Here is a 22311-nt window from a genome sequence, read left to right as displayed (position 1 = left end):
TCGTCACACCTACTTCCACAGAAACGGAGGATATTCATCCAGATCCCCACGTATATGTCTCGCCAGCAATAAAGCTTGGGTATAGGGCACAAGCCCCCAAGGTATTTTTTCATTCAAATACGGATGCATAATCTTCTCTTGTTTGCGCTCCTGCCATGCTTTTAACACTTTCTTTCGTGTTTCATCATCCATAATGACTGCAAGATTTTCTTTTACATAAAAGCCTTTATCGTTAATCACTTTTTTGTTAATAAGAGAAAGTACAAATCGGTCTGCGTACACTCCTCGAAGTTCCTCCATCATATCCAATGCAAGAGAAGCTCTGCCAGGACGATCCCTGTGCAAAAAACCGACATATGCATCAAGTCCGACAGATTCAAGTGCAGACTTCATATCATTAGCGAGCAGGGTATAGGCAAAGGATAATAGTGCATTCACTTTATCCAGCGGAGGACGTCGGCTACGTCCATAAAAATAAAACGATTCTTTTTGCTGTAGAATTAGATCATCGAACACAGAGTTATGTTGCACGGCAGCCGATCCTTCCAATCCGCGCAATATATCCAATTGCTCCACCTCGCGCAACAGCTTCATCGTTTCACCTAGCGACTCCGTAACCTTCTTGATTCGTTCCGTGTCGATACGTAGTGCATAATCCCGTGTGGCTCGTTCCAAAATCCACTTGTTGTTGTATAACTTGCCTGTAATCATATTACGAGCAACCCGCGCACTACGCACCTCATCGTCCGAGATACGATACTGTTCTTTGCGAAGAACCACATTTCCTCGATCCTCACCAATCACCCGTGCGAGGAATCGCCCCGTTCGTGTCATAAATGTCAAACTAACATTGCGTGACGCACAAGCCCCCATCAGTGCTGGACTTACTCCAGCATAGCCAAAGGTACAAACGGCCTCCAAATTATGTAGCGGATAGCGAGCAAGAATTTCTTCCTCCTGCTTCACCACAATGTTTTCCCCATCCAGTCCAAGGTATGTATCGGGTAATGTTACAAATAAGGTGTTCAGCAGCTTTTTCATTCATTCAACCTGCTTTCGATGTAACTTGAAACGGAGCGTTTGTTCAAGATATCAGGTACACAAATATTTTTCAAAGAACAACTCAGGCAATGTGGCCCGGCTTTCGCTTTGGGTGTATGGTTCCGTTCAAAATAATGTCTCATCTCTTGAATACTTGCCTTCACTCGTTCCCGATCTGCCGCAGTAATGATGACTTCAACCCTATGTTTGATCTCGTCATAATAAAAATAGGCCTTGGGAATATCACATACGAGCATTTCTTCAAGACACATGACTTGTGCTACCAATTGGGAGTGATCGGAATCATTTCGTTTGGGTTTCCCACGTTTGTATTCAACAGGATAAGGAAGGTATAAGCCTTCCTCTCCTGCAAGCGGAACTCCAGATGGATCACGAATGAATTCAACCACATCACAGATGCCTGTGATTCCAAGTTCCCTCGATTGCACCGGAAGCACTCGAACCACTAGTTTATCGCCTCGTTTTTCACGAAGCGCTGGCTGATCTGCCTTTCGATGCAAATGATCTCCTTCAATGGTACGCACATTGTCTTCCCACTGCTGTTCGATATGAATTAATGCCCACTGCCTTCTGCAAAAGTTAAAATGCTGAATACCCGAAAGCAGCAGATAATCCTCTTCGTTATAGTCCTTCATATTCTTGGACTGTCAAGCCTTCCAGCGGCACCACCGTATAATTATAATCATCGTAAGACTTCGCTTCGGCTACGTCTGGCTTCAATTCAATTTTCAAAGAGCGATGTACCTTGGCAGATGAATATTGCCCCATTTTGGAGCTATGCTCCCACCAATACAACTGGTGAACCTCCATACTTCCATCGGGACGAGCCGAAGACGTATCATTCTCGAATAAGGTTCTCAGTGATTCACGAATTTTCTCCGCGTCTTCATATGTAAATCCGGTCTTCTCTGCCAGTTGCGTGTTGATACTTCCATAAAAAACATACACTCCAAAATCTACGCGGTGTTTCATGCCCATCGTGTCTGAACCTTTTTTATCTGGATCTTTAGCTGTTGTGACAGAGTTAACACTCTTCGTAATCTGCATGCTTGAGATGTCAATCCGATCCAAACTAACCGCTGTATGAATCGATACCGGACCCCGAATCCCCACAGATACATCTGTGCCGCTAAAAGCAAATACCTGTCCAAAGCTACGTACGTCAATCCAGGACTGACAAGCGGCTTCTGCATACAAATCCTTATTTGCCTTTTTACCTTTGGCATGCTCTTGTACATTCTCATTGGCATCGACACGATCTTTAATGGAACGGTGAGCATCATTCCGTTTTTCATCGGATTGCACCAGAATGGACTCTCCCATATCCTGAAGGCGGTTACGAATTTTACGCTTTATACATACATCCGAGATTTCTCCTAAGCCATCGTAGTTCTGACGAGGACGGTTTCCATTCAATGGATCACCATTCGGGTTGGCATTACGAACAGACAGTACAACAGCAAAATCGATTTTGTGATCAAGTGTACTCATTTAGTTATCCCCTTGTTCGTTCAATTGGTTTTCATCGTCTTTATCAAGTGTAGCTGCGGCTTCTTTATCTTTCCTACTTGTATATAAATCGTTACGCTGACTGTAGAAGCCTAGTAAGTATAATCCCGTAAGTGGCTTGTCTGTAAAATCTTCCAACTGTAGTTTATCTCCAACTTCATCCAGCAACGAATTATAATATCTGGCACCCGTCCCCATCCGCGCTTGATAAGGTTGGAGATTAGATTGAATAATGCTCCAAGTTCTGCCTGGTCGTTGTGCAAAGGCGTTCATATATCGAATGGCATTTGTCGCTCGTTTTTCCTCTTTACCCAGAGCACTTCTCTCTAATACATCTGCAATGGCAAGCATTCTGCCAAATACGTAGCTACGATCCGTTGTTTCTGTATTCAGACTCACTCCATACCCCTCCTTCTTATTAACAAGTGCGCAAGTAATGCTCAGTGTTTTCTCCCACTCCCAATTTTCCATGCCTACCGGGTTGGATGCACGTTGGATAGAACTGCGAACGATATCCAGCGGAATGGGTCGCTCATCTATGATACATGGGAGCATTCGCTCCATTAATCCCTTAACTACCTTGTCACTGGCTCGTGGACCATAGGCTGCAAATGCAATGTCTTTGGTCGCAGGCGCCCCAACAAACGAGACGGGTTTGTCATTTTTATTTTTCCGATAACGATGTAACCAATAACAGCTCTCATGCCAAGCTAATATTCGATCCAAATACTCGTTCTGATCTAAACTCCGATAATACATAATCGACATTCGCCCTGGTGTGGCCGCATCCAGTGTCATCAAAGTCACTTCATGTTTAGAGTTATACTCCCCATCGTATCGGTAACCGCCAATCGCCTTCCTGATTTGCAAAGCAAACTCCTTATGCGTTGTGTCCCCGCCAGCAAATGCTTCCTCATCATCCTCATCCCACAAGCTAAATGCATCTTCTTGAGGTTCTGGCATATCCAGACTTGTGCTTCCCCACACCAGAAACACTTTGCCATCAATGGTGGTTCCTTGTCGATCAATGAGCCACTTCAGAGCGTTATGCCCTTTCTGTGAAGCTTCGTAGCTTACTACAGCTGCGTCACGACTGGTACGAAAACGCCCCCGATACGTAAATCCACTAGAGTCGTTAGCTGAGATCAACTTGGACTTGTCTCCTGAGTGACGTATGCGAGAAGCATGTTTATCAGCAACTGGTAGGTAATCACCTGTCACGAAACAGATATCCTTGTCCTGCAAACTCATCTCGTAAAAATGGATAAAAGACTGCTGTACCGAAGCATCACGCCATAATCTGGATTCGGGTTCTCCTGGAATATCTACAGCAAATCGAACAAATGCCCCACTCTGATCTGCTGCGATGACATTGAAGATGTCAGGCTTTTTCCCTTCCTGGTCGCCAGGCCCTGCGATCCACTTCTCCAGCAGCTTACCTTGGCTATCCACATGAAGTATGCCTCTGTTCACTAAATCAGCGATGAGTGTACCTTTGCTGACATAGTGAAGTACACTCTGTACTCTAGGGTGACTAAAGGGAGATTCGCACCAAGCCTTCAGTTGGTTTAAATAATCCTGATATGGTGTTCCCTTGACCTCTCCGCAGAACTGAGTGTAATCTCCTGCAACATAGGATAACTTGTCAAAAAGCGGATACGGTACGGGCGCACTCGTTCGGCTTGCGGAAGCTTCGGTGCAAGGAATAATCGTACTGCCATCATTCTTTTCTACCACTTTGGCATTTACGATATCTCCTTTTCCATTCAGATGAACTTCAATATGGGCGGTCTGTGTTGTGTGCGAGATTGGAATCAGAGCGTATTCCTTGCCATTTTTCTTCATTTCAAATTGTCCGACAACCTTAGCGTGATCATCATACGTTCTGCTTAAATTGGCAAGCCAACTCATTCACTCACCTCATTTCCAAACCATTCTGAATGAAGATCATCTACAGATTGCATATTCCCTGCATCGAATATTTTAGCTGTACCTTCTCCCACTTTGCGCACCAATGTGCATTCATCCGGACGGATAAATTGAATGACACCATGCTGCATTTTCGCTTTCCACAGACGAACCTCTCGCTCATTGCTTCCTGTTTCATCCGGGTAACTGATTCCATGCAGCATCGTGCCAAAATCAAGCTCACCTATACGATCATAGAAACTGTCATCTTCACCAAACTGGCACGGTTCAACGTACCCCTGACATTCACGGGTCCCCAGAAAGATATCTCTTCGTCCCCCAACCTGAACTGCTCGTTTGGCGATATTGTGATGTTTATGTTCGTTCTGGTCATGTATCAAATCTTCACGATGCGGATTAAATATAAAATGAGCCTTCACCTGATAACGCACATCTCTTAGATAGGTGTAATAGGCCAGTGTGTTGCCCCCGCTATATTCAATCGGACGCATACCCTTTGATTCGGTCTGAATTGGATTCATAATACGGACTTCATCTACAATCCAGGTCAGCGTTGGCTTCCAGTAAATAGATTCAACAATCCCTTTGAGGGCTTGGTATGTAGGAATCTGATAAGAGAATTTTTCTCCGCCCAACTTGGTCAGTGGATCGGTGAATAGCGCATATTTTCCCGAAACCTCAAATTCGATTTGATTTCTCAACGTTTCAGCTCCTTTCTATGGGGTATAAAAGGGAGAAACATGTGTCATGAATCTCCCAGATGTAATGAATCAAATGATCAGATCATCATAGGTTCCCAAGCACCTTCACCCTTAAGTTCCACGCCGAAATCATCGGAATATGCTGGTTCTCTCAATGCAAGAACATGCCCATGTAAAAGAGGTCTCACATCTCCATTTTTCTCCAATGCCCGGAGTTCATGGTCGTAGATATTCACCGTATACTGTTGAGCCTTGCGTAATAACTCACTCATTTCACCAGGTTCAATTGCTCCATTCAGGTCCAAAATCAATTCTTTTCCTTCTTCTCCATACGGAACAATTACGGGCGTCGCGTTCGTGGATATGGCTTCGAAATACTTCTCTGCCGTAGCTATCGCATAATGATTCACAACCTCTGGCTTACAATCATGCTTCTTCTTATAGGCATCCACGTAATAACGATTACGGTCCATAAGATCAAACAAGTTCTGTTCAAGCTTAGGAATGGGGTAATGCATTTTGTCTCCAATATCGTTAAAATAATATTCAAAATAACGAGACATTGCCTTTGAAGATAACAAGTCATCGCCGAGCGAACCCGGGTCATTCTTGAATTCCTGAAGCACACGTTCCGTTTTCTCGGCACCAATTTGAATCTCAGGCAGATTCGTTAATACCTCATCCGATGAGCGAATGATGTACACATTACGAACCTTATCTTTCCCATGCCGGTTACATCGTCCAGCCGCCTGAGCAATCGAGTCCAATCCAGCCAAGGAACGAACCACGCAATCAAAGCTGATATTCACGCCCGCCTCAATAAGCTGTGTACTCACACAGATGATACGTTCACCCTTTGCCAATCTCGGAATTACGCCATACTCCCCGGATAAAACCTCTTTGCGATGTGCTGCACACATATTGGTGCTCAGATGAACCACCTGAACGCCACTCTCTCTTAGCCATTTCACCTCATTCAACTGTTCAAACAGTTTACGGACCGCTGTTTTTGTGTTCAAAATGACCAGCACACTGTCCACTTCCCTCATCTGTTCCTGGACAAAAGAAGATACTTCCTCTGCACCCCAGCCCGAAAGTGATTCCCGCGTAAGATCCTGTAAATCAACTCGTTTGAAGCTTCGGCCGACCTCATCTAAATTCTGAATAATCTCCGGTTGCTTGGAGAAATGTAGCTTGTGCTTCACAAAATCCAATGCAGGCTGAGTAGCCGTACAGAGCAACAGGCTGGATCTCCCAATCACATGCAGGAAATTCAGTGCAGCATTAAAGAGGGAGATACAATGAACCGGAACCGACTGCACTTCATCAAATACAATGACTGCCTTGGAAAGCTGATGTAATCTGCGGACGTTTCGGGTTCCTTTGGCATAAAAGGTGTTCAAAAACTGAACCATTGTCGTAAAAATAATCGGCCGATCCCAATGATCACGGGCAAGCTTGAGATTCTTTTTGCGCAAATCCAGGGTTTCCCCTTCGTCCCCCTCATGGCGTTCGTCATCCTTGTCATCCACCACGTTGGAATGATGTTCCAAAATCATGTCATCGTTCTTCAAAATATGGCGGATCTCAGCCGCATTTTGTTCAATGATGGTGGTGTACGGAACGATATATATAATTCGCTGTTTGTTATGTTCAATGGCATGTCTTAGCGCATAGCGCATACTGGCAAGCGTTTTCCCCCCGCCTGTTGGTATGGAAAGGGTGTACACTCCTGATGGACGATATGCAAATTGTTCGCATTGCCGGGACATTTCACGTCGCAATCGATTAATGGGTGTGTCTACTATACTGCTGTGCTCAAGCTTGCTTAAATGTTGAGATAGTAATTCATAGCTTTGTTGAAAAAAAGTCTTGTAATTGATTTCTTCTGCTAAAGTTTCATTTTCTTCAAATCGCCTTGTATTCGTTCGATCCGCGTCGATCAGGCAGCTAAACATATACTTGATAAGCAGTGCTCCTGCAATCGGCGGAAGTTTATGCTCTTTGATGATCTTTATGTATCGTTGAAGCTCCTCAATCGCTTGTTTAAACATATGGTTGAGTAGGTCTGGGGCATTGTGTTTGAAAAATTCTTCTTTCGCTTGCTCATATTGATCTAGTTCCTTGGAAATGACTCGCTCCATATAAGGTGAAGTTTTATCAGGTGATATGTAGTCTCTTAGACCCTGATGATGGGAGATAATACAATTGGCAATCCACTCCGCTGTGTACTTTGACTCCAGCGTTGTGCCGCTTCCATGGTAAAGGCTGTGCAGCAGCTTGCCACCAGCAGTCGAATGATCAACTGAACCTTTGCGAGGAGGGGCATCCGGGTTTGCGACAGCTTCCTGAATGTAGTTTCGAAAAAGATCTGTATTTTTGCCCATATCATGCAGAAGACCAGCAATCCCTGCCAAATATTTAACGCCGATCTTCTCTCCAGCCTGCTCCGCACCTTGCTTAACCTCTACTAAGTGATCCTGAACGGTTTGTATTCTTCCATCCTTTTGACAGATATGCGCAATATAGGTCACACCACTTCACCTCCACTGAATTTCATGACATTAATCCCAGATCCATAGGCAAAAAGACTCGCATTGTAAATTTCGACACTAAAATACATTTTCCTTCTATAAACCCTATATTTTTAGAATATTATGTAATTTGTTAAGAAGGCAGTAATACTTCTGCAGCTACGTCAAAACTGTATCAAATCAAATATAAAAAAACTCACCTCATGCTACAGATTAGTGTAGATGATGGTAAGTCTTTTGACTTGTGATTGCCACTTTAGTGCATTTGTATAGATTGCGACCACAGTGGGCACCAATCAACCTACCTAGGAAGGAAATTTCAATCCACGCACTCGTATAAAGTGCGACAGCAGAAAGTAACGCATAAATGTTTTTACTCCTGAGTTAATCTTAAATCGTAGCATAAAACAAAAATACCCCATAGAGAAACATTTTTAAAGTGTCTACTCTTTAGGGTATAGTTTATACTTTGGACAGATTTTCTAATTCAGTAGATTATTTAAACTTAATGACCAACGCCATGGTTAAATAACTGGATTAAACTCTCAATTGGGATTGCTGCTAACGTCGCCAAAACAATTGAATACACCATATTTAGAGCATTTCTTTTCTTCATCATAACATCCCCTCTAAGATAGATTTGTAAGTGTTAATCTGTGCATGTGTAGCCTGCTCTCTGATTTTTTCAAAAAAGGCTACATATTTTATCTTATTCTGATTAATTTTAGGAGATATTGCCAAACAATTCAGTAAGATGTCGATTGCATCGGAATCATTACCATTACGGGTATAGTAGATCGCCAACTCAAAACTAAATTTTAGATAATAAGAAACATCAATATCAGTCATTATGGTAGTATCACTAATCAAACGATGTTTTTCAAATAGATACTCAAACTTCTGAATAGGTAAATTATTTAAACGATTGGCTTCAAGGAGAGTTAATATTCCAGACATGATCTCACCTTTTGACTTTTGAATGTAAGCTACGTATTCATCAAGCTTTGTAGCATTACCCTCAAGTAAATCCAAAACCATTAAATTGATCTTGGCTATATCGCTATAAAATTCAATTTCATTAAGTGTCTCTTGATTAGTCAATTTAATCCACTGAAAATCACTATATTGTAATACGCATTCCCTAGCTTTATCAAACTCTAGTAGTTTTTGATACGCTATTCCTTGCATCAAACGACTGTATCCAATGTAATATACTATTGCCCGTTGCGTATGTATTTCAACGATGTCCTGTTCCTTAGTCAACATTTGTAAATTATATATACGAAGTGATTCTTCATAAAGTGTTTCACCTAACTTAACGACCTCTCTCCAGTTGTCAAGACCATAAGCTATTCTGAGAAGTGTCACAGTCGAGTCTAATCCGTATCCATCATAATACCTCGACATACCCTTCCTCCTTATTTTACAATTAATAACATTATATTGATTTTTCTACCATAGGTCAAATCTATTGTTTAACAAAAGATCTTAAAATATGCTGCATTTAATAGCACATTTCAGTTTTCAGTATTTTTTCTATACTTAATATTTTTTATTTCTCTGAAATAGAAAAGTCCTACCCACTTATCCATGCTTAGCATGAGAAAGGTAAGACTTTTTTAGGGATTCGATTTGCATTCCATACGGAGTGCGATCAGACACCCGTACCTGTAACAACGCTACTACAAAGATTTCATTCCACGTACTTACACAGAGTGCGACAGCAGAAAGTAACGTATAGTCGTTTCAAAAAAGATGTTTTTAACGTTATTCTGTCATTTAGTAAATGATAATAAATTCATCTTAATACAAATAATCCAGTAAAAACTTAATCGACAATTTTCGAGGTGCGAATCTACTAGAGATTTTATGTGAGCTTAACATTCGCACCATTAAATAGAGCTATTTACAGGTCTAATCTTTGTTACTTTAGAAATTTTATTTTCATATATCGACATCTAAAGAACCAAAGACAATATTCAATGTATTTGATCTCATTCTATAATGCTACTATGACCATCGTATCATAATATAATATCATTTTCTTATTGAAATCGATCAAGCTTCAAGTTCATGTCAACACGTTCTGGAGTCCACAAAAGGACATCCGTGAGAAAAGTCAACGCATCCATTCCGCACAATCTATCCACGATTGACTCTATCAGTTCTTTTACATTTCCTTGAGGGTGCTCAGCCAGAATTATTCCTCCGGTATCTCCATTAATATATAAGTGATCTACGTGAGCAACTTTGTGCACATGCCGTAGCCATAGTGAACCTTCGTCAAGGAAAAAGATATAACTTTCATTCATCACATATCCTTGGTAAATATAAAAATCCTGAACGTCGTCAAAAGGACCTATCACTACAGAAGCTAATTCAATACGATCTGACATATTCAGGAACACCTCTTTTCATTAGATCGTTATCAAAATCTCATATTTCTGCAACTTACTAGATTAGTATAATTAGATGTTTGTTACGTACAGCCTCAGCAAATGCCTCACAATTTTCTAATATATCTACTTAAATCAAAAATCATTTTTCATGCATAACAATTTTTCATTTTGAGATATCGCCTCCATATTTCAAAAATAAATAAATTCTTTTTAATGAACTAAAAGTTCGATTTATTATACATATAGTATAACAAGTTAGATTTTTATTCAATGCTAATTTATACAAAAAGTACGACTTCTTGTATTTATAGTCCATATTCAATAAAATACACGTATATACACACTTTTCTTGGAGGTTAATGATGGCATTAAAACCTAGCTATAAACCAATGGAGATAACCCTAATAAAAAAGGACAAGAATAAAACTTACCTGCGTACTCAACTAGGTATTTCACCTTCTACTCTAGCCAAAATGTCTAATGGAGAGTTTGTTGCGTTAAGTGTGATTGCGCGTATTTGCGAAGAACTACAATGTCGTATTGAAGAAGTTGTTGAATTTATAGAGGAGTAAATGTAAGTGGATATCTCAAATCTATACGATGCGAGAGACTTTTCTTTTTAGTGAATTTGAAAAAAGGAGTTTTGTTTGTGCAGATTTACTTTATAGAAGTTAACTTGCCTACATTTCACTTTGATCTACGATATTTAAAACCACAACCGATGCTCCTTTCCAATAAGATAATTTGATGTTCATGCTACACGAGTTCCAATCATTATTTTTTAATAACGGTAATTCATATTATCCTGATTTAGCACATATAATATCATTTCTTATAACTTTTGAATAAAAGATCCTCTCTTAATTCCATTAAGGTTCAATGTTCCCCAAAATCGGGCGTCCAGTAATCTAAAAAGACAAGCTCACATCTATCACCTCGAAAATAATAGATGGTCTATCTATACTGTGTACCAGAATTTTTGAACCCACTAATTCTTTTAAAAAATATACATGAAACTCTACACCAACAGCGCTGAATATAAGTACCACGTTCAGGTACATCCATTGTCTCCTCCAATTTCAATACATGCACTTTGATTCCAGCAACGCACTCCATATAAAGTGTGACACTTCCCCGAACCACTTCCTGAAATCATTAAGAGTAACTCAATCCATGCGCTCCATACAGAGTGCGACTACCAATCAGGCCACCCAAATCAATCTTTTTAGGATTTCAATCCGCGTACTCCATACAGAGTGCGACGCCGGGACAGAAGCTGGTGATCCCGAAATGAGTACATTTCAATCCACGCCACTCCATACAGAATGCGACCATATCTTGTATATCCTCCTATTTTGGGAGACCATTTCAATCCACGCGTGCGACCTCGCTAGACAGCTTCTGAAGCCCTTCCTTAACAATTTCAATCCACGCACTCCATACGGAGTGCGACCCCTAACTTAATACCAGCCCATACAGCCGCGATAAATTTCAATCCACGCACTCCATACGGAGTGCGACGTGTACCACCCTTAAACATAATCATAAAAGCCCATGCTAATTTCAATCCACGCACTCCATACGGAGTGCAACTAAGGTAGTAGCGTATAACGAGCGATTGGAAGGGTATTTCAATCCACGCACTCCATACGGAGTGCGACCTAGACCATCTTTCTCAAAGCTCTCCTGGATAACGATTTCAATCCACGCACTTCATACTGTTTACGATTATCAAATTTCAATCCACGCACTCCATACGGAGTGCGACACCATCCCGCCATACCAATAATTAACGCCCCGATATTTCAATCCACGCACTCCATACGGAGTGCGACGTAAAAAAGGCTAAGAGAGCCGAATTCGTGTCCAATTTCAATCCACGCACTCCATACGGAGTGCGACAGCGAAAAAGTACGTATTTTAACGATTTGACCCATCAAAAACACGTATTTTCACTATTATTCTATGACTTTCCATATCATTATTCAATCAAATTATGCCTACATGTTGCCTTAAGGCAACAATTTTGCCCATTTCGACAAATTCTGAGGTGCGAATCCCCCAGGGTTTTCATGTGAGCATCACATTCGCACCTGTCCTATCCGTTTATGACAAAGATCACATCCACCTTCCCTGCTCAAGTGCTACAGTTGTTAACGACCAACTGACCATAATAGTAAATTGGTCAAAAAATAGGGTTTACCTTACCCATTATCCTTTCAACCTACAAGGAGGTGTATATGCGATGAAAACGATAGATCGAAGGCAACAGGTGATGGATTCTGCCGAGAAATCCTTTGCCTTGTTTGGTTACAAGGCCACAACGATGGAGCAGGTTGCGAGACTTGCCAATGTGGGCAAGGGAACGATCTATACTTTTTTCGAAAATAAAGAAGAACTGTTCAGCGAGATTCTGCGCTCGATCATTGCGGATATGAGACAGATTACAGAGCAGACGGTGAAAGAAGAGAATTCCTTTCTGGATAACGTGCATATGAGTATGGATTCTTTGTTGGAGTATAGGGAGGAGCATGAGCTGTTAATCAAACTGTTCCAGGAAGTGAACGAGTTCGGCACGCCACAGGCGAAGGAAGGTCTGCAGAAAGTAGAGACAGCGATTCTCGAATATCTGGAGCGTCAGGTCAGCCGTGCCATGGAATTAGAGCAGATTCGCAGAGACGATCCCAAGCTGGTTTCTTTTGTCCTGCTGAAGCTGTATGTCACCTTAACCTCGGATTGGAACAAAGCGCATCCTACGCTGCATAAGGATCAGATCAAGGATTTTGTGGGCCTCTTTCTCAAGAGTGGATTATCCCCAACATAGAGAAAGCTGTGTCGCTTAACCCTTTTAAAATTAGAGATAGTACTAACGGAGTAGCGTGATAATGGGGAGAGAACATGATGAAATCATTAACTGTATTTGCACAGGATTTGAAATCCGCCTTTAAGAAACCCAAAGTATTCATTCCGATTCTCGTTGTACTGTTCATTCCCGTGCTGTATAGTGGCCTGTTCCTGAACGCATTCTGGGACCCCTATGGCAAAATGAATGAATTACCTGTAGCCGTGGTCAACACAGATCAGGGTGCAGTCTACAATGACAAATCACTGGAGGTCGGTCAGAATCTGGTCGATGAATTGAAAAAAAGTGATGATTTCAACTGGCAATTCGTGACTCGTGAACAAGCAGAACAAGGTATGCAAAACAACTTGTATTATATGACGATTGTGATTCCGGAGGACTTTTCCACCAAAGCAACAACCCTGATGGATGAGCACCCCGAGCCGGCCGACCTGATCTACGAACCCAATGAAGGATACAACTTCCTCGCGGGTCAGATTGGCGGCACGGCGGTCAAACAAATTCGCTCCAAAGTCTCTGCCAAAGTCACAGAATCGTATACCGAAACGTTATTGGATCAGGTGGAGAAGATCTCTAGCGGTTTATCAGATGCCGGAGCTGGTGCTGACAAGATCAACGAGGGCGCAACCAAGCTGGATGACGGTGCTGCCACATTGAAAAAGAACCTGTCCAAACTGGCGGATGGAACCGACAAACTAGAAACAGGTGTGGCACCGTTAAAAGAGGGTACAGCTACCTTGGCACAAGGAATCGGCACGCTTCATGCAGGAGCCAACTCTCTGTCCGATGGATTATCCCAATTGGCGGCAGCAGGCACGAAGCTGGGTAACGGTGCATTGCAGGCTGAAGCAGGTGGCAAACAGTTACAGGCTGGCATTCAATCCGCTCAGGAAGGCGCGGCTAAGTTGGATGCAGGACTCGCGGCTTCCGAGCAAGGAAGTGCGAAACTGGCAGCCGGATTGCAAACCTCAGTCGAAGGCAGTAGCAAAGTGAGTGAAGGTGCTAAGGCCGTTGCGCAAGGTCTTGCCCAATTAGCCGAAGCGAGTCCCGAGCTTGCCGCGAGCCCTGCTGTTCAGCAATTGCTGGCAGCAAGTCAGGCCGTTGCCACTGGTAGCGAACAGATCTATCAAGGCGGACAGCAATTAGTGGAAGGCGGCAAACGCCTCCAGGCTGCGCAACAGCAACTGCATCAAGGCAGCACCCAACTAGTGCAGGGTGAACAGCAACTTTTACAAGGAGCAACACAATTATCGACCGGACATAAGCAGCTTGCAACGGGCCTTCAACAATTTAACGCCAAGTTGACCGAAGCAGCAGCCGGAGGAGTCAAACTTGCAGATGGTTCGAGTCAGTTAAATGTAGGTGCAGGCCAATTGGTTACGGGTATGAACCAGCTTTCAGACGGAATCATCACCATAGCCGACGGTTCCCGCAAGCTGGATGATGGTGCGGGAACATTAAAAGAAGGCACTGCCAAATTAACCGACGGCTCTAGCGAACTTGCCACCAAGTTAAATGAAGCGACAGCTGAAACGAGCAGTGTGAAAAAGACGGATGAACTTGTGAAGATGTATGCACAGCCCGTTCAGGTGGAAGAGCATAAACATAATGAAGTGCCCAACTACGGTACAGGATTCTCGCCATACTTCCTCTCATTGGGGCTGTTTGTCGGCGCATTGATTGCAACGCTAGTTGTACCCACACGCGGCAGTACGGTTACCGATGCGAGTAGCTGGAATCGTTTTGTGAGCAGAACCCTTGCTTTCACGATCATGAGTGCTGTCCAGTCCCTTCTCGCTTCCTGGCTCGTATTGTCCGTATTGGGTCTGGAGGTTCATAGCGTTCCGTTGTTCCTCTTATTCAGCTTTGTCACCAGTTTGAGCTTTATGTACATCATTCAGGCTTTGGTTACTTGGCTGGATAATCCCGGTCGCTTCCTGGCAATTCTCATGTTAATCTTCCAACTGACAACCAGTGCCGGTACATTCCCGTTGGAACTTATTCCGAATTGGTTGAAAGTGTTTAATCCATGGCTGCCAATGACGTATTCGGTAACCGGGTATAAAGCCGTTATATCAAGTGGTCAGTTCGGCGTGGCTTGGGATCAGATCGGCATTCTGTGCATCTTCGCCGTGATTGGTCTTGGAGGAACCCTAACGTATTTCCTGATGCATCGCACCACGGAGAACGAAAACGTCAGCAGTGAAGTCGCACTTCACCTGTAAATTCGTAAATTAAAAAGCAAAGGCATGTACCTAAGGCCCACCCTCTTCTAGATAACAAGAGGTGTGAGCTAAGGTACGCCTTCGCTTTTTTTTAGTTTTAGCTACAATCTAAGTTTGCTAACTTCATATTTCTAGTATGTAGAGTAAATTTCAGAACTTGAGATAGCGAAACTAAACAATAGCACGAGCAAAATAAGTAATACATACATCGCTGTACCGATGATTCCACAAACAAGTCCAGCAATGGCTAATCCTCTGCCTTGCTCCATGCGAACTCTGATCTCTTTGAAGGCTAAAGATGCAAATATAATCGCGACGATTCCCATTAAAATTCCCACGTAAGGAATCGTGACGGACAGTATCCCCAAAACTAGTGATACAATCGACTTGCTATTGGTCTTTGGTACTACATAAGGCGGTGGTGGCAATGTGTCGTTATAATAACGATCTACATCATTTTCGTGATGTTCCAAGGTAAATCCTCCCTGTTCTTTAAGTATGTTCATTATAATCGATTATTAGGAAAAACAATATCCATATTGTGTTAATTATAAATTACCATATAAATCCATAATCTTATAGATTGTACTTCAAGGATATGAATTTAAGAACCGTTTATCCTTGTGATGATATAAATCAAGAATACTTCTAACATATAGATATTATTATAGTCGTAATACTTTTCTGAATATCTCTGGGGGATCACTACGATGAGAATCGATAAAGTCATGAATATACTTATGATTTTGATGCTTGTGATCATCGCTGTTTATCGAAATAATGTAGCTGTTCTATGTTTTAGTATTATTTTGTTTGGAATCATGAGTTATACGACATTTAGAATTCGAACCCATTGGAATGTAGCAACTTATATCTTGTTGACCCTTGTACTGATTATCTGGAACATATACCTGTGGACATAAGCCATTACTTTCAAAAAAAGAACGCACTCCCTTATTACTCATAGGATTGCGTTCTTTTGACATTTCTTAGATTTGGAATACCTTCTATCCTTCCACTTTCACCCGCTGTAAAAACGTCCGGGTACGTGCGAGCCTCGGATTGCCGAAGATCTGTTCTGGTGGACCTGCCTCTGCAATTTCCCCGTTATCCATGAAAAATACACGATCCGCAACGTCACGGGCGAAGCCCATCTCATGCGTGACAATCATCATGGTCATATTTTCCTGTGCCAGTTGTTTGATTACGCGTAATACCTCCCCGGTCAGCTCTGGATCGAGTGCCGACGTCGGCTCATCAAACAGGAGAATGTCCGGCTGCATCATCAGTGCCCGGGCAATAGCTACACGCTGTTTCTGTCCACCGGACAGATTACCAGGGTAGACATCGGCCTTGTCCGACAGCCCTACTTTGCCGAGTAATTCCAGACTACGATATCGAATGACGCTTGAGCTTTCTTTTTTCAAAGTTTTCGGTGCAAGTTCCAAATTATCTTGTACAGTCAGGTGCGGGAACAAATTGAAATGCTGGAACACCATACCCATACGATCCGTCATCTTGCGAATATCTGCGGCACCCGCGTAACGGCCATTATCAACCAACGTTTGATCCTGAATGCGAATCGTTCCACCCGAAATATCCTCCAGATGAATCAGGCTGCGCAGCATCGTACTTTTCCCCGAACCCGAAGGTCCGATGACGGCAATTACTTCGCCTGGTTCCACGTTAAAAGATACCTGTTTCAGTACATCAAGTGCACCGAATGATTTTCTCAACTGATTTACTTCTATTATATGTGTCATATGCAGACAGTCCTTTGATTGATCAGATTTAATTTATTCAAATGAAAACCGCTTCTCAAGTAGCTTGAACAGCACGGTGAGTACGAGTGTCATGAGCAGATACATAACCGCCGCCACGAAGAAAGGTGTCAGCTGTAAGTCGCGATTTACCGCCGCTTGGGCGTAATACAACAGCTCAGGTACAGCCACGGCATAGAGCAGTGCCGTATCCTTGATGAGCGTAATGGATTCATTGGCCGTTGCGGGCAATACTACACGAATCATCTGAGGAATAATGACTTTAGTCATCGTTTGCCACTTTGTTAACCCCAGTACCTTCGCTGCCTCATGTTGCCCTTTATCAATGGAAAGCAGTCCGCCCCTGAAGATTTCAGCGAAGTACGCCGCATAGTTCAGGATGAACGCAATCCCCGCTGCAACAAAACGATCAAACACCAGATACTCTCCAATCACCGGAAGCAACGGTAAACCGAAGCAGAAGAATAGAATTTGGAGCAGTAGCGGTGTTCCTCGCATCACATATACATACGTATGGGCAATCCACGCCAGCAGTTTAATCTGGCTTCTCATCGCAAGCGTGACCGCAAATCCAAGCGGTACAGATAACACGATCGCTAGCAAGAACATGAAAATGGTGGTCTGTGCACCCTCTAGCATAGGTTTTAAAATGGTCGATAAATAATCCCAACTCATTGTGTTGTCTCCTCTAATCTGTTAACCCCGCATTCCTCTGGGGCATAAATCGCTCCAGCATGGAATACGGGGTCCGTTTTGTTTCTAACTATATAACAGGTGTGTAACCTGCCTATTTCAGAACCTTATCTTCACCCAACCATTGGGTGGAGATTTTAGCAGCTGTTCCGTCTGCATTCAGCTCATCCAACGCTTTTTGCAGCTGATTCAGAAGCTCTTCATTGCCTTTTTTGATACCAATGCCATATTGTTCCGGTGCAAGAGATTCATCCAGCAGTTTGAATGTTCCCTCTTCTTTGGACATGTAGTATCTCGCTACCACTTCATCAATGATGACCGCATCCAGACGTTTTGTCTTCAGATCCGTTAGTGCAAGCACGTTATCCTTAAATTCGGAAGCTTTCACTTTATCCTTCAAAGGACTTGCTGCCAGTGCATCTGCCGCGGAGGACAGCGCCTGCAATCCCACATTTTTACCATCAAGTTCATCCAGCTTTGTGATTGGCGAGTCTGCCAAGGTAATAGCTACTTGACTGTTTTCCAGATACGGCTTCGTGAAGAGTACTTTCTCTTTACGCTCATCCGTAATGGTGTACCCGTTCCAGATCATGTCGATCCGGCCACTGTTCAGCTCTGACTCTTTGGAAGACCAGTCGATCGGCTGGAATGTGATTTCTTTACCCATTTTCTCCGCTGCAGCTCTTGCGTAATCAATATCAAAACCAACAATTTCATTTTGCTCGTCCCGGAAACCCATTGGAGCAAACTTGTCATCAATTCCTACAACAATCGTGTTATCGTCTTTGCTTGCGGAACTGGAACAACCAGCCACAATCAATACACATATGCTAATGAATAATAGTAGAATCGCTTTTTTTCTCATCTCTCGAACCCCTCCATGTCTATAACCAAAACCCAAACGCTTTAGTTCGTTACCACGTTATCAGAGATTTATAATAACATAGCATGGGAGAAGAGTCGAGTCTCTTGCCTATTTCCTTCTATTTCATGCAGTTTAATTGTCAACAATCTGTGAAAAAGCCTCTTTCACTTGTGCCGGTTCTACCAGCTTCTCGCGTACAGTCGAATTCCATAGCTCCGGGTTCTGAAGTTCCTTTAATTCCGTACCTGTCCATTGTTGGGCAGATTCACGACGTAAGGTATGGCTGGTATTCTCAAACTGGTAGACGATCTGCTCCAGATTATCGATCATAACGAAGTTCGCAACCGCATTATATACAAGTATCCGCTCAAGTTCCTCTGTATCCATCTCACGCGTATCCAAGCTATAATTCACTTGGACCGTGAAGGTCTCCGGATACAGTTGGTAACCATTCAATCTTTCACGTAAAGGTAAAGCCTGATTCAGATGACTAAGGTTTGAATTATCACCCATGTAGGGACTGCGATATTTGGCTAAAGCGGCAAAATCATGTGTCAGCGGATTCTGCTGCTCTTCCTCGTACCGAGCCTGTTTCGCCTCGATCTTCGGATTAACGAAGCCCTCAACAATCACTAAGCCACTGATGCCCAACACAACAAGTGTTATAATCCATATGTTTCTAATTCTCATAACGCATCACTCACTTCATACTTACTAACAATCCGATACGCCCGATGCACAACCAAAGGAATAATGACACTCAGTAATGGGATGGCAAAGGCAATGACGATCACAGCAAACTGATAGGGTCCATCCACCTGAATGGGTCGATTAAACCAGATGTTGCTTCCGAATCGCAACGCTGCCTGCGTTCCCCATAGTACGAGTATTAATGCTGCCCACAACCACCATATCCTGCGATTCCACTGCACTAAGGCAGGGATTCGAATAACCGTTGTTTTCACGGAAGTTGCAGAATCGTTCGACTTGTTGATCAACAGATACAATACATATGTGCCACCAACAATGAGACTCACGATCATAAGCAGATTGTTTATGGCGGAGCCTTGCATCAGCACTCTCATTGGAATGGTAATGATCCAGGCTATGAGGCTATAAATCAGAGCAGACTGCAACAACGCTGTCCAGTAAGGAACACGTTGTACCCTTCGATGGTCACTCATCACTTCATCCATACCAGCGATATGCTGAATGGCGGTCTGGAACGCCTTCTCTTCACTCATACCCTGCGAGATATAATCGTCAATCCGCGCAGCGAGATTGCTGTGAATCTCTTCTTTTAATTCTCGATTGTCTAATGTATCTTGTGCGTGAGCGAACAAACGATTCACATGACGGGTGATGCGAGCATCCAATCTCATAGGTCTTCATCTCCTTTTTCTCCAGTGACAATCATGCAATCAATCAGTGCCTTGGCTGCTTGCCAAGCATGAACCTGCTCTCTATAGGCTTCAAGGCCTTGCGTTGTAATTCGGTAATATTTGCGTCGTCCTCCCTGCGTCTCTCCCCCCCAGTAGGACTCCACATATCCACTCTTCTCTAGCCTCTTCAAACTGGAATAAAGCGTAGGTTCCTTCAATTCAAACTGCTCTCCGCTCTTACGATAGATCTCCTTAATAATGCTGTAACCATAGTTATCTGCGGGTATAAGTACACTCAGAATGATGGGGTCAATATTGCCCCGAATCAGATCACTGTTAATCACTTGCACATCCATCTACGAGTTTCACCGACTTTCTTTCGTCCTGTGTATACTATAAGACATATTACTATGTCTGTAAAGGTAATATGTATCACATGGTAAATATGCATCGCAAGAGTAACACTAGCAACATTCCTCTCTTGCAAATAAAATTCTTCAATCCGATAAGAACATTGACCCCATTGTTATTTCTTTCAACTTTGCTTATATTATCCGGCTGTAATCCTACTCCAAGTCATGGTACAAACAAAACTGCCTCACCCTCAACTCTTTGCGAGAAGGTTCATTCCAGTTAGCGCAGGAAAAAGGTACTCATTATTATGGAGCCTTTGCCCGCTGGACTTCCCCTCAAAATTCCCAGGTTTCCTTGGGTGATACCTCTTTTGCCTTTGTTATCCGTGGTGTCGAAAAAAAATAGAAACAAACAGGGCCCCTCCATTTCGGAGAGGCCCTTACGCATTTTTATCTATTGCTGCACTTTCTCGCGATCTTTCCCTTTATCGGATTCCCCCGCGTTTTTGTTCGCGGCATCGCGATCCTGCTGCATCTCTTCCACTGTTTTCACCTTCAGACGTGCTGCACCTTCATATTCATTTGTTGGAATCAAGTCACCTGCAGCAAGTCTTGCTTCTGCAGCTGCAATCGCATCTCCGTACTGCGGCAACCACTCGGCCTGTGCAACGAGCATCTCGTCGACCATCTGCCAAATTTCTTTTGGATTACACACGGCACCCACCAGCGGGTCCATCATGAACGCCTGACGAAGTAATTTGTCATCTCCGTTGACCGCTGCTTCAACCGCGAGGCGTTGCACGGAAATACTCACATTACATACCGCAGCCGGACCGAGTGGCAGATCGCCTACACGTGGCATGGAGATGCCGTTGCGGTCCACATATCCCGGTGCTTCAATAATCGCATCATCCGGCAGGTTGGAGATGACTCCATTATTAACGGTATTGAAATGTCCGCGATAGACGCGTCCGGTCTCCAGTCCCTCGATAATATACGAACCATGCTCCTCGCCCCGTTTTTCCGGAATGAATTGCATCGGTTCATCCTTCATCCAGTTTGGAAAATCAGTTTCAAACCAGTTGCGCCCCTCGGTACACACCCGCAAATATCCACCCGTCTCTCCGTTGATCCAGTTGCCGAGGTCGATCCAGTCGTTGATCTCTTCCGGACGTTTGCGGTACCACGGCACATATTCACTCAGATGACCATTTGATTCCGTGCTGTAGTAACCGAAGCGGCGCAGCATATCGATCCGCACTTTCTCGGTGCGGCTGTACTCGGGATGTTTTTCGAAGGCTTCGAGCAGATCACCTGTAAGATCCTTACCTTCATGAGAAGCCTGGATATACCAGGTCTGATGGTTGATGCCGGCACAGACAATATCCACTTCACTCTTTTTCAATCCAAAAGCTTCCGCAATCTGATGATGACCATGCTGTACACCATGACACAGTCCGATCGTCCGCACACCGCCGTACTTGTTGCAAGCCCATGTCAGCATCGCCATCGGATTGGAATAGTTCAAGAGCAGTACGTCGGGTGCACTCTGTTCACGAATATCTTTACAGATGTCCAGCATCTCGGCGATTCCGCGTTGTCCATACATAATGCCGCCTGCACACAGCGTATCGCCGACACATTGATCAACACCATATTTCAGTGGAATATCCACATCGGTTGCAAATGCTTCCAGTCCCCCAACACGAATCGTACACAGTACATACTTCGCATCTTTCAACGCTTCTTTCCGATCCGTTGTTGGCTGAATCTGAATCTTCAATCCATTCTCACGGATATCCCGCTGACACAGCTCAGTCACCATGTCCAGATTGTGTTGGTTAATATCGCAGAACGCAATTTCAATGTTGTTAAACTCGGGTACCGTGAGCAAATCCCTTAACAATCCCCGTGTAAATCCGATACTTCCTGCCCCGATAAACGCCACTTTAAAAGACATCCCTATGTCCTCCCCTAATCCGAATCTTTCGCTTCGGTTAATAACTCTCTTCATG

At 43.4% G+C, this 22311-nt stretch carries 19 protein-coding genes and 1 CRISPR repeat array; of the genes, 3 read left to right on the top strand and 16 right to left on the bottom strand.

Annotated features, from left to right (window positions below):
* Positions 1–9: 9 nt before the first annotated feature.
* The 8 genes from cas1c to V6668_RS05455 all read right to left on the bottom strand — a co-directional run bounded on the left by cas1c (position 10) and on the right by V6668_RS05455 (position 10131).
* Positions 10–1041, bottom strand: a complete 1032-nt coding sequence (gene cas1c, locus V6668_RS05490; RefSeq protein WP_338707893.1) for a type I-C CRISPR-associated endonuclease Cas1c — start codon at positions 1039–1041, stop codon at positions 10–12.
* Positions 1038–1697 (bottom strand): CRISPR-associated protein Cas4, encoded by a 660-nt coding sequence (gene cas4, locus V6668_RS05485; protein WP_338707892.1) that lies wholly within the window; start codon positions 1695–1697, stop codon positions 1038–1040. Before cas4 ends, cas1c begins: the two co-directional genes overlap by 4 nt.
* The gene (gene cas7c / locus V6668_RS05480) at positions 1684–2553 is read right to left on the bottom strand and encodes a type I-C CRISPR-associated protein Cas7/Csd2 (protein ID WP_338707891.1); all 870 of its coding nucleotides are present in this window, start codon (positions 2551–2553) and stop codon (positions 1684–1686) included. Before cas7c ends, cas4 begins: the two co-directional genes overlap by 14 nt.
* On the bottom strand, positions 2554–4482 hold the full coding sequence (gene cas8c / locus V6668_RS05475; RefSeq protein ID WP_338707890.1) for a type I-C CRISPR-associated protein Cas8c/Csd1: 1929 nt from the start codon (positions 4480–4482) through the stop codon (positions 2554–2556). It lies immediately after the preceding gene.
* The gene (gene cas5c / locus V6668_RS05470; protein WP_100526597.1) at positions 4479–5201 is read right to left on the bottom strand and encodes a type I-C CRISPR-associated protein Cas5c; all 723 of its coding nucleotides are present in this window, start codon (positions 5199–5201) and stop codon (positions 4479–4481) included. Before cas5c ends, cas8c begins: the two co-directional genes overlap by 4 nt.
* 77 nt (positions 5202–5278) lie before the next feature.
* A complete protein-coding gene (cas3, locus tag V6668_RS05465) occupies positions 5279–7735 on the bottom strand; it encodes a CRISPR-associated helicase Cas3' (protein WP_338707889.1) in 2457 nt (818 codons plus the stop codon).
* A 615-nt stretch (positions 7736–8350) separates the two neighbouring features.
* Positions 8351–9142, bottom strand: coding sequence for a hypothetical protein (locus V6668_RS05460; protein ID WP_338707888.1), 792 nt, complete (start codon positions 9140–9142; stop codon positions 8351–8353).
* Between the two features lie 638 nt (positions 9143–9780).
* The gene (locus V6668_RS05455; RefSeq protein ID WP_017690358.1) at positions 9781–10131 is read right to left on the bottom strand and encodes a hypothetical protein; all 351 of its coding nucleotides are present in this window, start codon (positions 10129–10131) and stop codon (positions 9781–9783) included.
* A 365-nt stretch (positions 10132–10496) separates the two neighbouring features.
* Between V6668_RS05455 and V6668_RS05450 the strand changes: the two genes are divergently transcribed.
* From V6668_RS05450 to V6668_RS05440, 3 genes are all read left to right on the top strand, one after another.
* On the top strand, positions 10497–10706 hold the full coding sequence (locus V6668_RS05450) for a helix-turn-helix domain-containing protein (protein ID WP_338708896.1): 210 nt from the start codon (positions 10497–10499) through the stop codon (positions 10704–10706).
* Positions 10707–11553: 847 nt separating this feature from the next.
* Positions 11554–12036: a CRISPR direct-repeat array (repeat unit 33 nt; unit sequence ATTTCAATCCACGCACTCCATACGGAGTGCGAC).
* 343 nt (positions 12037–12379) lie between these two features.
* Complete coding sequence (locus tag V6668_RS05445; RefSeq protein WP_338707887.1) at positions 12380–12958, top strand: TetR/AcrR family transcriptional regulator; 579 nt, start codon at positions 12380–12382, stop codon at positions 12956–12958.
* Positions 12959–13035: 77 nt separating this feature from the next.
* Positions 13036–15222: a YhgE/Pip domain-containing protein gene (locus V6668_RS05440; protein ID WP_338708895.1), complete on the top strand. Its 2187-nt coding sequence runs from the start codon at positions 13036–13038 to the stop codon at positions 15220–15222.
* Positions 15223–15353: 131 nt separating this feature from the next.
* On the opposite strand, the gene V6668_RS05435 is transcribed toward V6668_RS05440, so the two are convergent.
* The 8 genes from V6668_RS05435 to V6668_RS05400 all read right to left on the bottom strand — a co-directional run bounded on the left by V6668_RS05435 (position 15354) and on the right by V6668_RS05400 (position 22256).
* A complete protein-coding gene (locus V6668_RS05435) occupies positions 15354–15695 on the bottom strand; it encodes a DUF4190 domain-containing protein (RefSeq protein WP_338707886.1) in 342 nt (113 codons plus the stop codon).
* Between the two features lie 534 nt (positions 15696–16229).
* The gene (locus V6668_RS05430; RefSeq protein WP_036672516.1) at positions 16230–16985 is read right to left on the bottom strand and encodes an amino acid ABC transporter ATP-binding protein; all 756 of its coding nucleotides are present in this window, start codon (positions 16983–16985) and stop codon (positions 16230–16232) included.
* 33 nt (positions 16986–17018) lie between these two features.
* The gene (locus V6668_RS05425) at positions 17019–17678 is read right to left on the bottom strand and encodes an amino acid ABC transporter permease (protein WP_036672518.1); all 660 of its coding nucleotides are present in this window, start codon (positions 17676–17678) and stop codon (positions 17019–17021) included.
* A gap of 112 nt (positions 17679–17790) precedes the next feature.
* On the bottom strand, positions 17791–18561 hold the full coding sequence (locus V6668_RS05420; RefSeq protein WP_036672520.1) for an amino acid ABC transporter substrate-binding protein: 771 nt from the start codon (positions 18559–18561) through the stop codon (positions 17791–17793).
* A 132-nt stretch (positions 18562–18693) separates the two neighbouring features.
* The gene (locus V6668_RS05415) at positions 18694–19251 is read right to left on the bottom strand and encodes a DUF4825 domain-containing protein (RefSeq protein WP_036672522.1); all 558 of its coding nucleotides are present in this window, start codon (positions 19249–19251) and stop codon (positions 18694–18696) included.
* Complete coding sequence (locus tag V6668_RS05410) at positions 19248–19943, bottom strand: permease prefix domain 1-containing protein (protein WP_036672524.1); 696 nt, start codon at positions 19941–19943, stop codon at positions 19248–19250. The genes V6668_RS05415 and V6668_RS05410 overlap by 4 nt, the downstream gene beginning before the upstream one ends.
* Positions 19940–20299 (bottom strand): PadR family transcriptional regulator, encoded by a 360-nt coding sequence (locus V6668_RS05405; protein WP_036672526.1) that lies wholly within the window; start codon positions 20297–20299, stop codon positions 19940–19942. The genes V6668_RS05410 and V6668_RS05405 overlap by 4 nt, the downstream gene beginning before the upstream one ends.
* Positions 20300–20750: 451 nt before the next feature.
* Positions 20751–22256, bottom strand: coding sequence for an alpha-glucosidase/alpha-galactosidase (locus V6668_RS05400; RefSeq protein ID WP_338707884.1), 1506 nt, complete (start codon positions 22254–22256; stop codon positions 20751–20753).
* Positions 22257–22311 lie beyond the last annotated feature (55 nt).

The organism is Paenibacillus amylolyticus, assembly GCF_036894225.1.
In the GTDB taxonomy this organism is placed as follows: Bacteria; Bacillota; Bacilli; order Paenibacillales; family Paenibacillaceae; genus Paenibacillus; species Paenibacillus amylolyticus.
This window is presented reverse-complemented; position numbering and strand designations above follow the sequence as displayed.

What these genes read in the sequence shown, in the direction of transcription:
- cas1c (WP_338707893.1), bottom strand. Translation starts at nt 1,041, where the DNA reads ATGAAAAAGCTGCTGAACACCTTATTTGTAACATTACCCGATACATAC.
- cas4 (WP_338707892.1), bottom strand. Translation starts at nt 1,697, where the DNA reads ATGAAGGACTATAACGAAGAGGATTATCTGCTGCTTTCGGGTATTCAG.
- cas7c (WP_338707891.1), bottom strand. Translation starts at nt 2,553, where the DNA reads ATGAGTACACTTGATCACAAAATCGATTTTGCTGTTGTACTGTCTGTT.
- cas8c (WP_338707890.1), bottom strand. Translation starts at nt 4,482, where the DNA reads ATGAGTTGGCTTGCCAATTTAAGCAGAACGTATGATGATCACGCTAAG.
- V6668_RS05460 (WP_338707888.1), bottom strand. Translation starts at nt 9,142, where the DNA reads ATGTCGAGGTATTATGATGGATACGGATTAGACTCGACTGTGACACTT.
- V6668_RS05455 (WP_017690358.1), bottom strand. Translation starts at nt 10,131, where the DNA reads ATGTCAGATCGTATTGAATTAGCTTCTGTAGTGATAGGTCCTTTTGAC.
- V6668_RS05450 (WP_338708896.1), top strand. Translation starts at nt 10,497, where the DNA reads ATGGCATTAAAACCTAGCTATAAACCAATGGAGATAACCCTAATAAAA.
- V6668_RS05445 (WP_338707887.1), top strand. Translation starts at nt 12,380, where the DNA reads ATGAAAACGATAGATCGAAGGCAACAGGTGATGGATTCTGCCGAGAAA.
- V6668_RS05440 (WP_338708895.1), top strand. Translation starts at nt 13,036, where the DNA reads ATGAAATCATTAACTGTATTTGCACAGGATTTGAAATCCGCCTTTAAG.
- V6668_RS05430 (WP_036672516.1), bottom strand. Translation starts at nt 16,985, where the DNA reads ATGACACATATAATAGAAGTAAATCAGTTGAGAAAATCATTCGGTGCA.
- V6668_RS05425 (WP_036672518.1), bottom strand. Translation starts at nt 17,678, where the DNA reads ATGAGTTGGGATTATTTATCGACCATTTTAAAACCTATGCTAGAGGGT.
- V6668_RS05420 (WP_036672520.1), bottom strand. Translation starts at nt 18,561, where the DNA reads ATGAGAAAAAAAGCGATTCTACTATTATTCATTAGCATATGTGTATTG.
- V6668_RS05415 (WP_036672522.1), bottom strand. Translation starts at nt 19,251, where the DNA reads ATGAGAATTAGAAACATATGGATTATAACACTTGTTGTGTTGGGCATC.
- V6668_RS05410 (WP_036672524.1), bottom strand. Translation starts at nt 19,943, where the DNA reads ATGAGATTGGATGCTCGCATCACCCGTCATGTGAATCGTTTGTTCGCT.
- V6668_RS05405 (WP_036672526.1), bottom strand. Translation starts at nt 20,299, where the DNA reads ATGGATGTGCAAGTGATTAACAGTGATCTGATTCGGGGCAATATTGAC.
- V6668_RS05400 (WP_338707884.1), bottom strand. Translation starts at nt 22,256, where the DNA reads ATGTCTTTTAAAGTGGCGTTTATCGGGGCAGGAAGTATCGGATTTACA.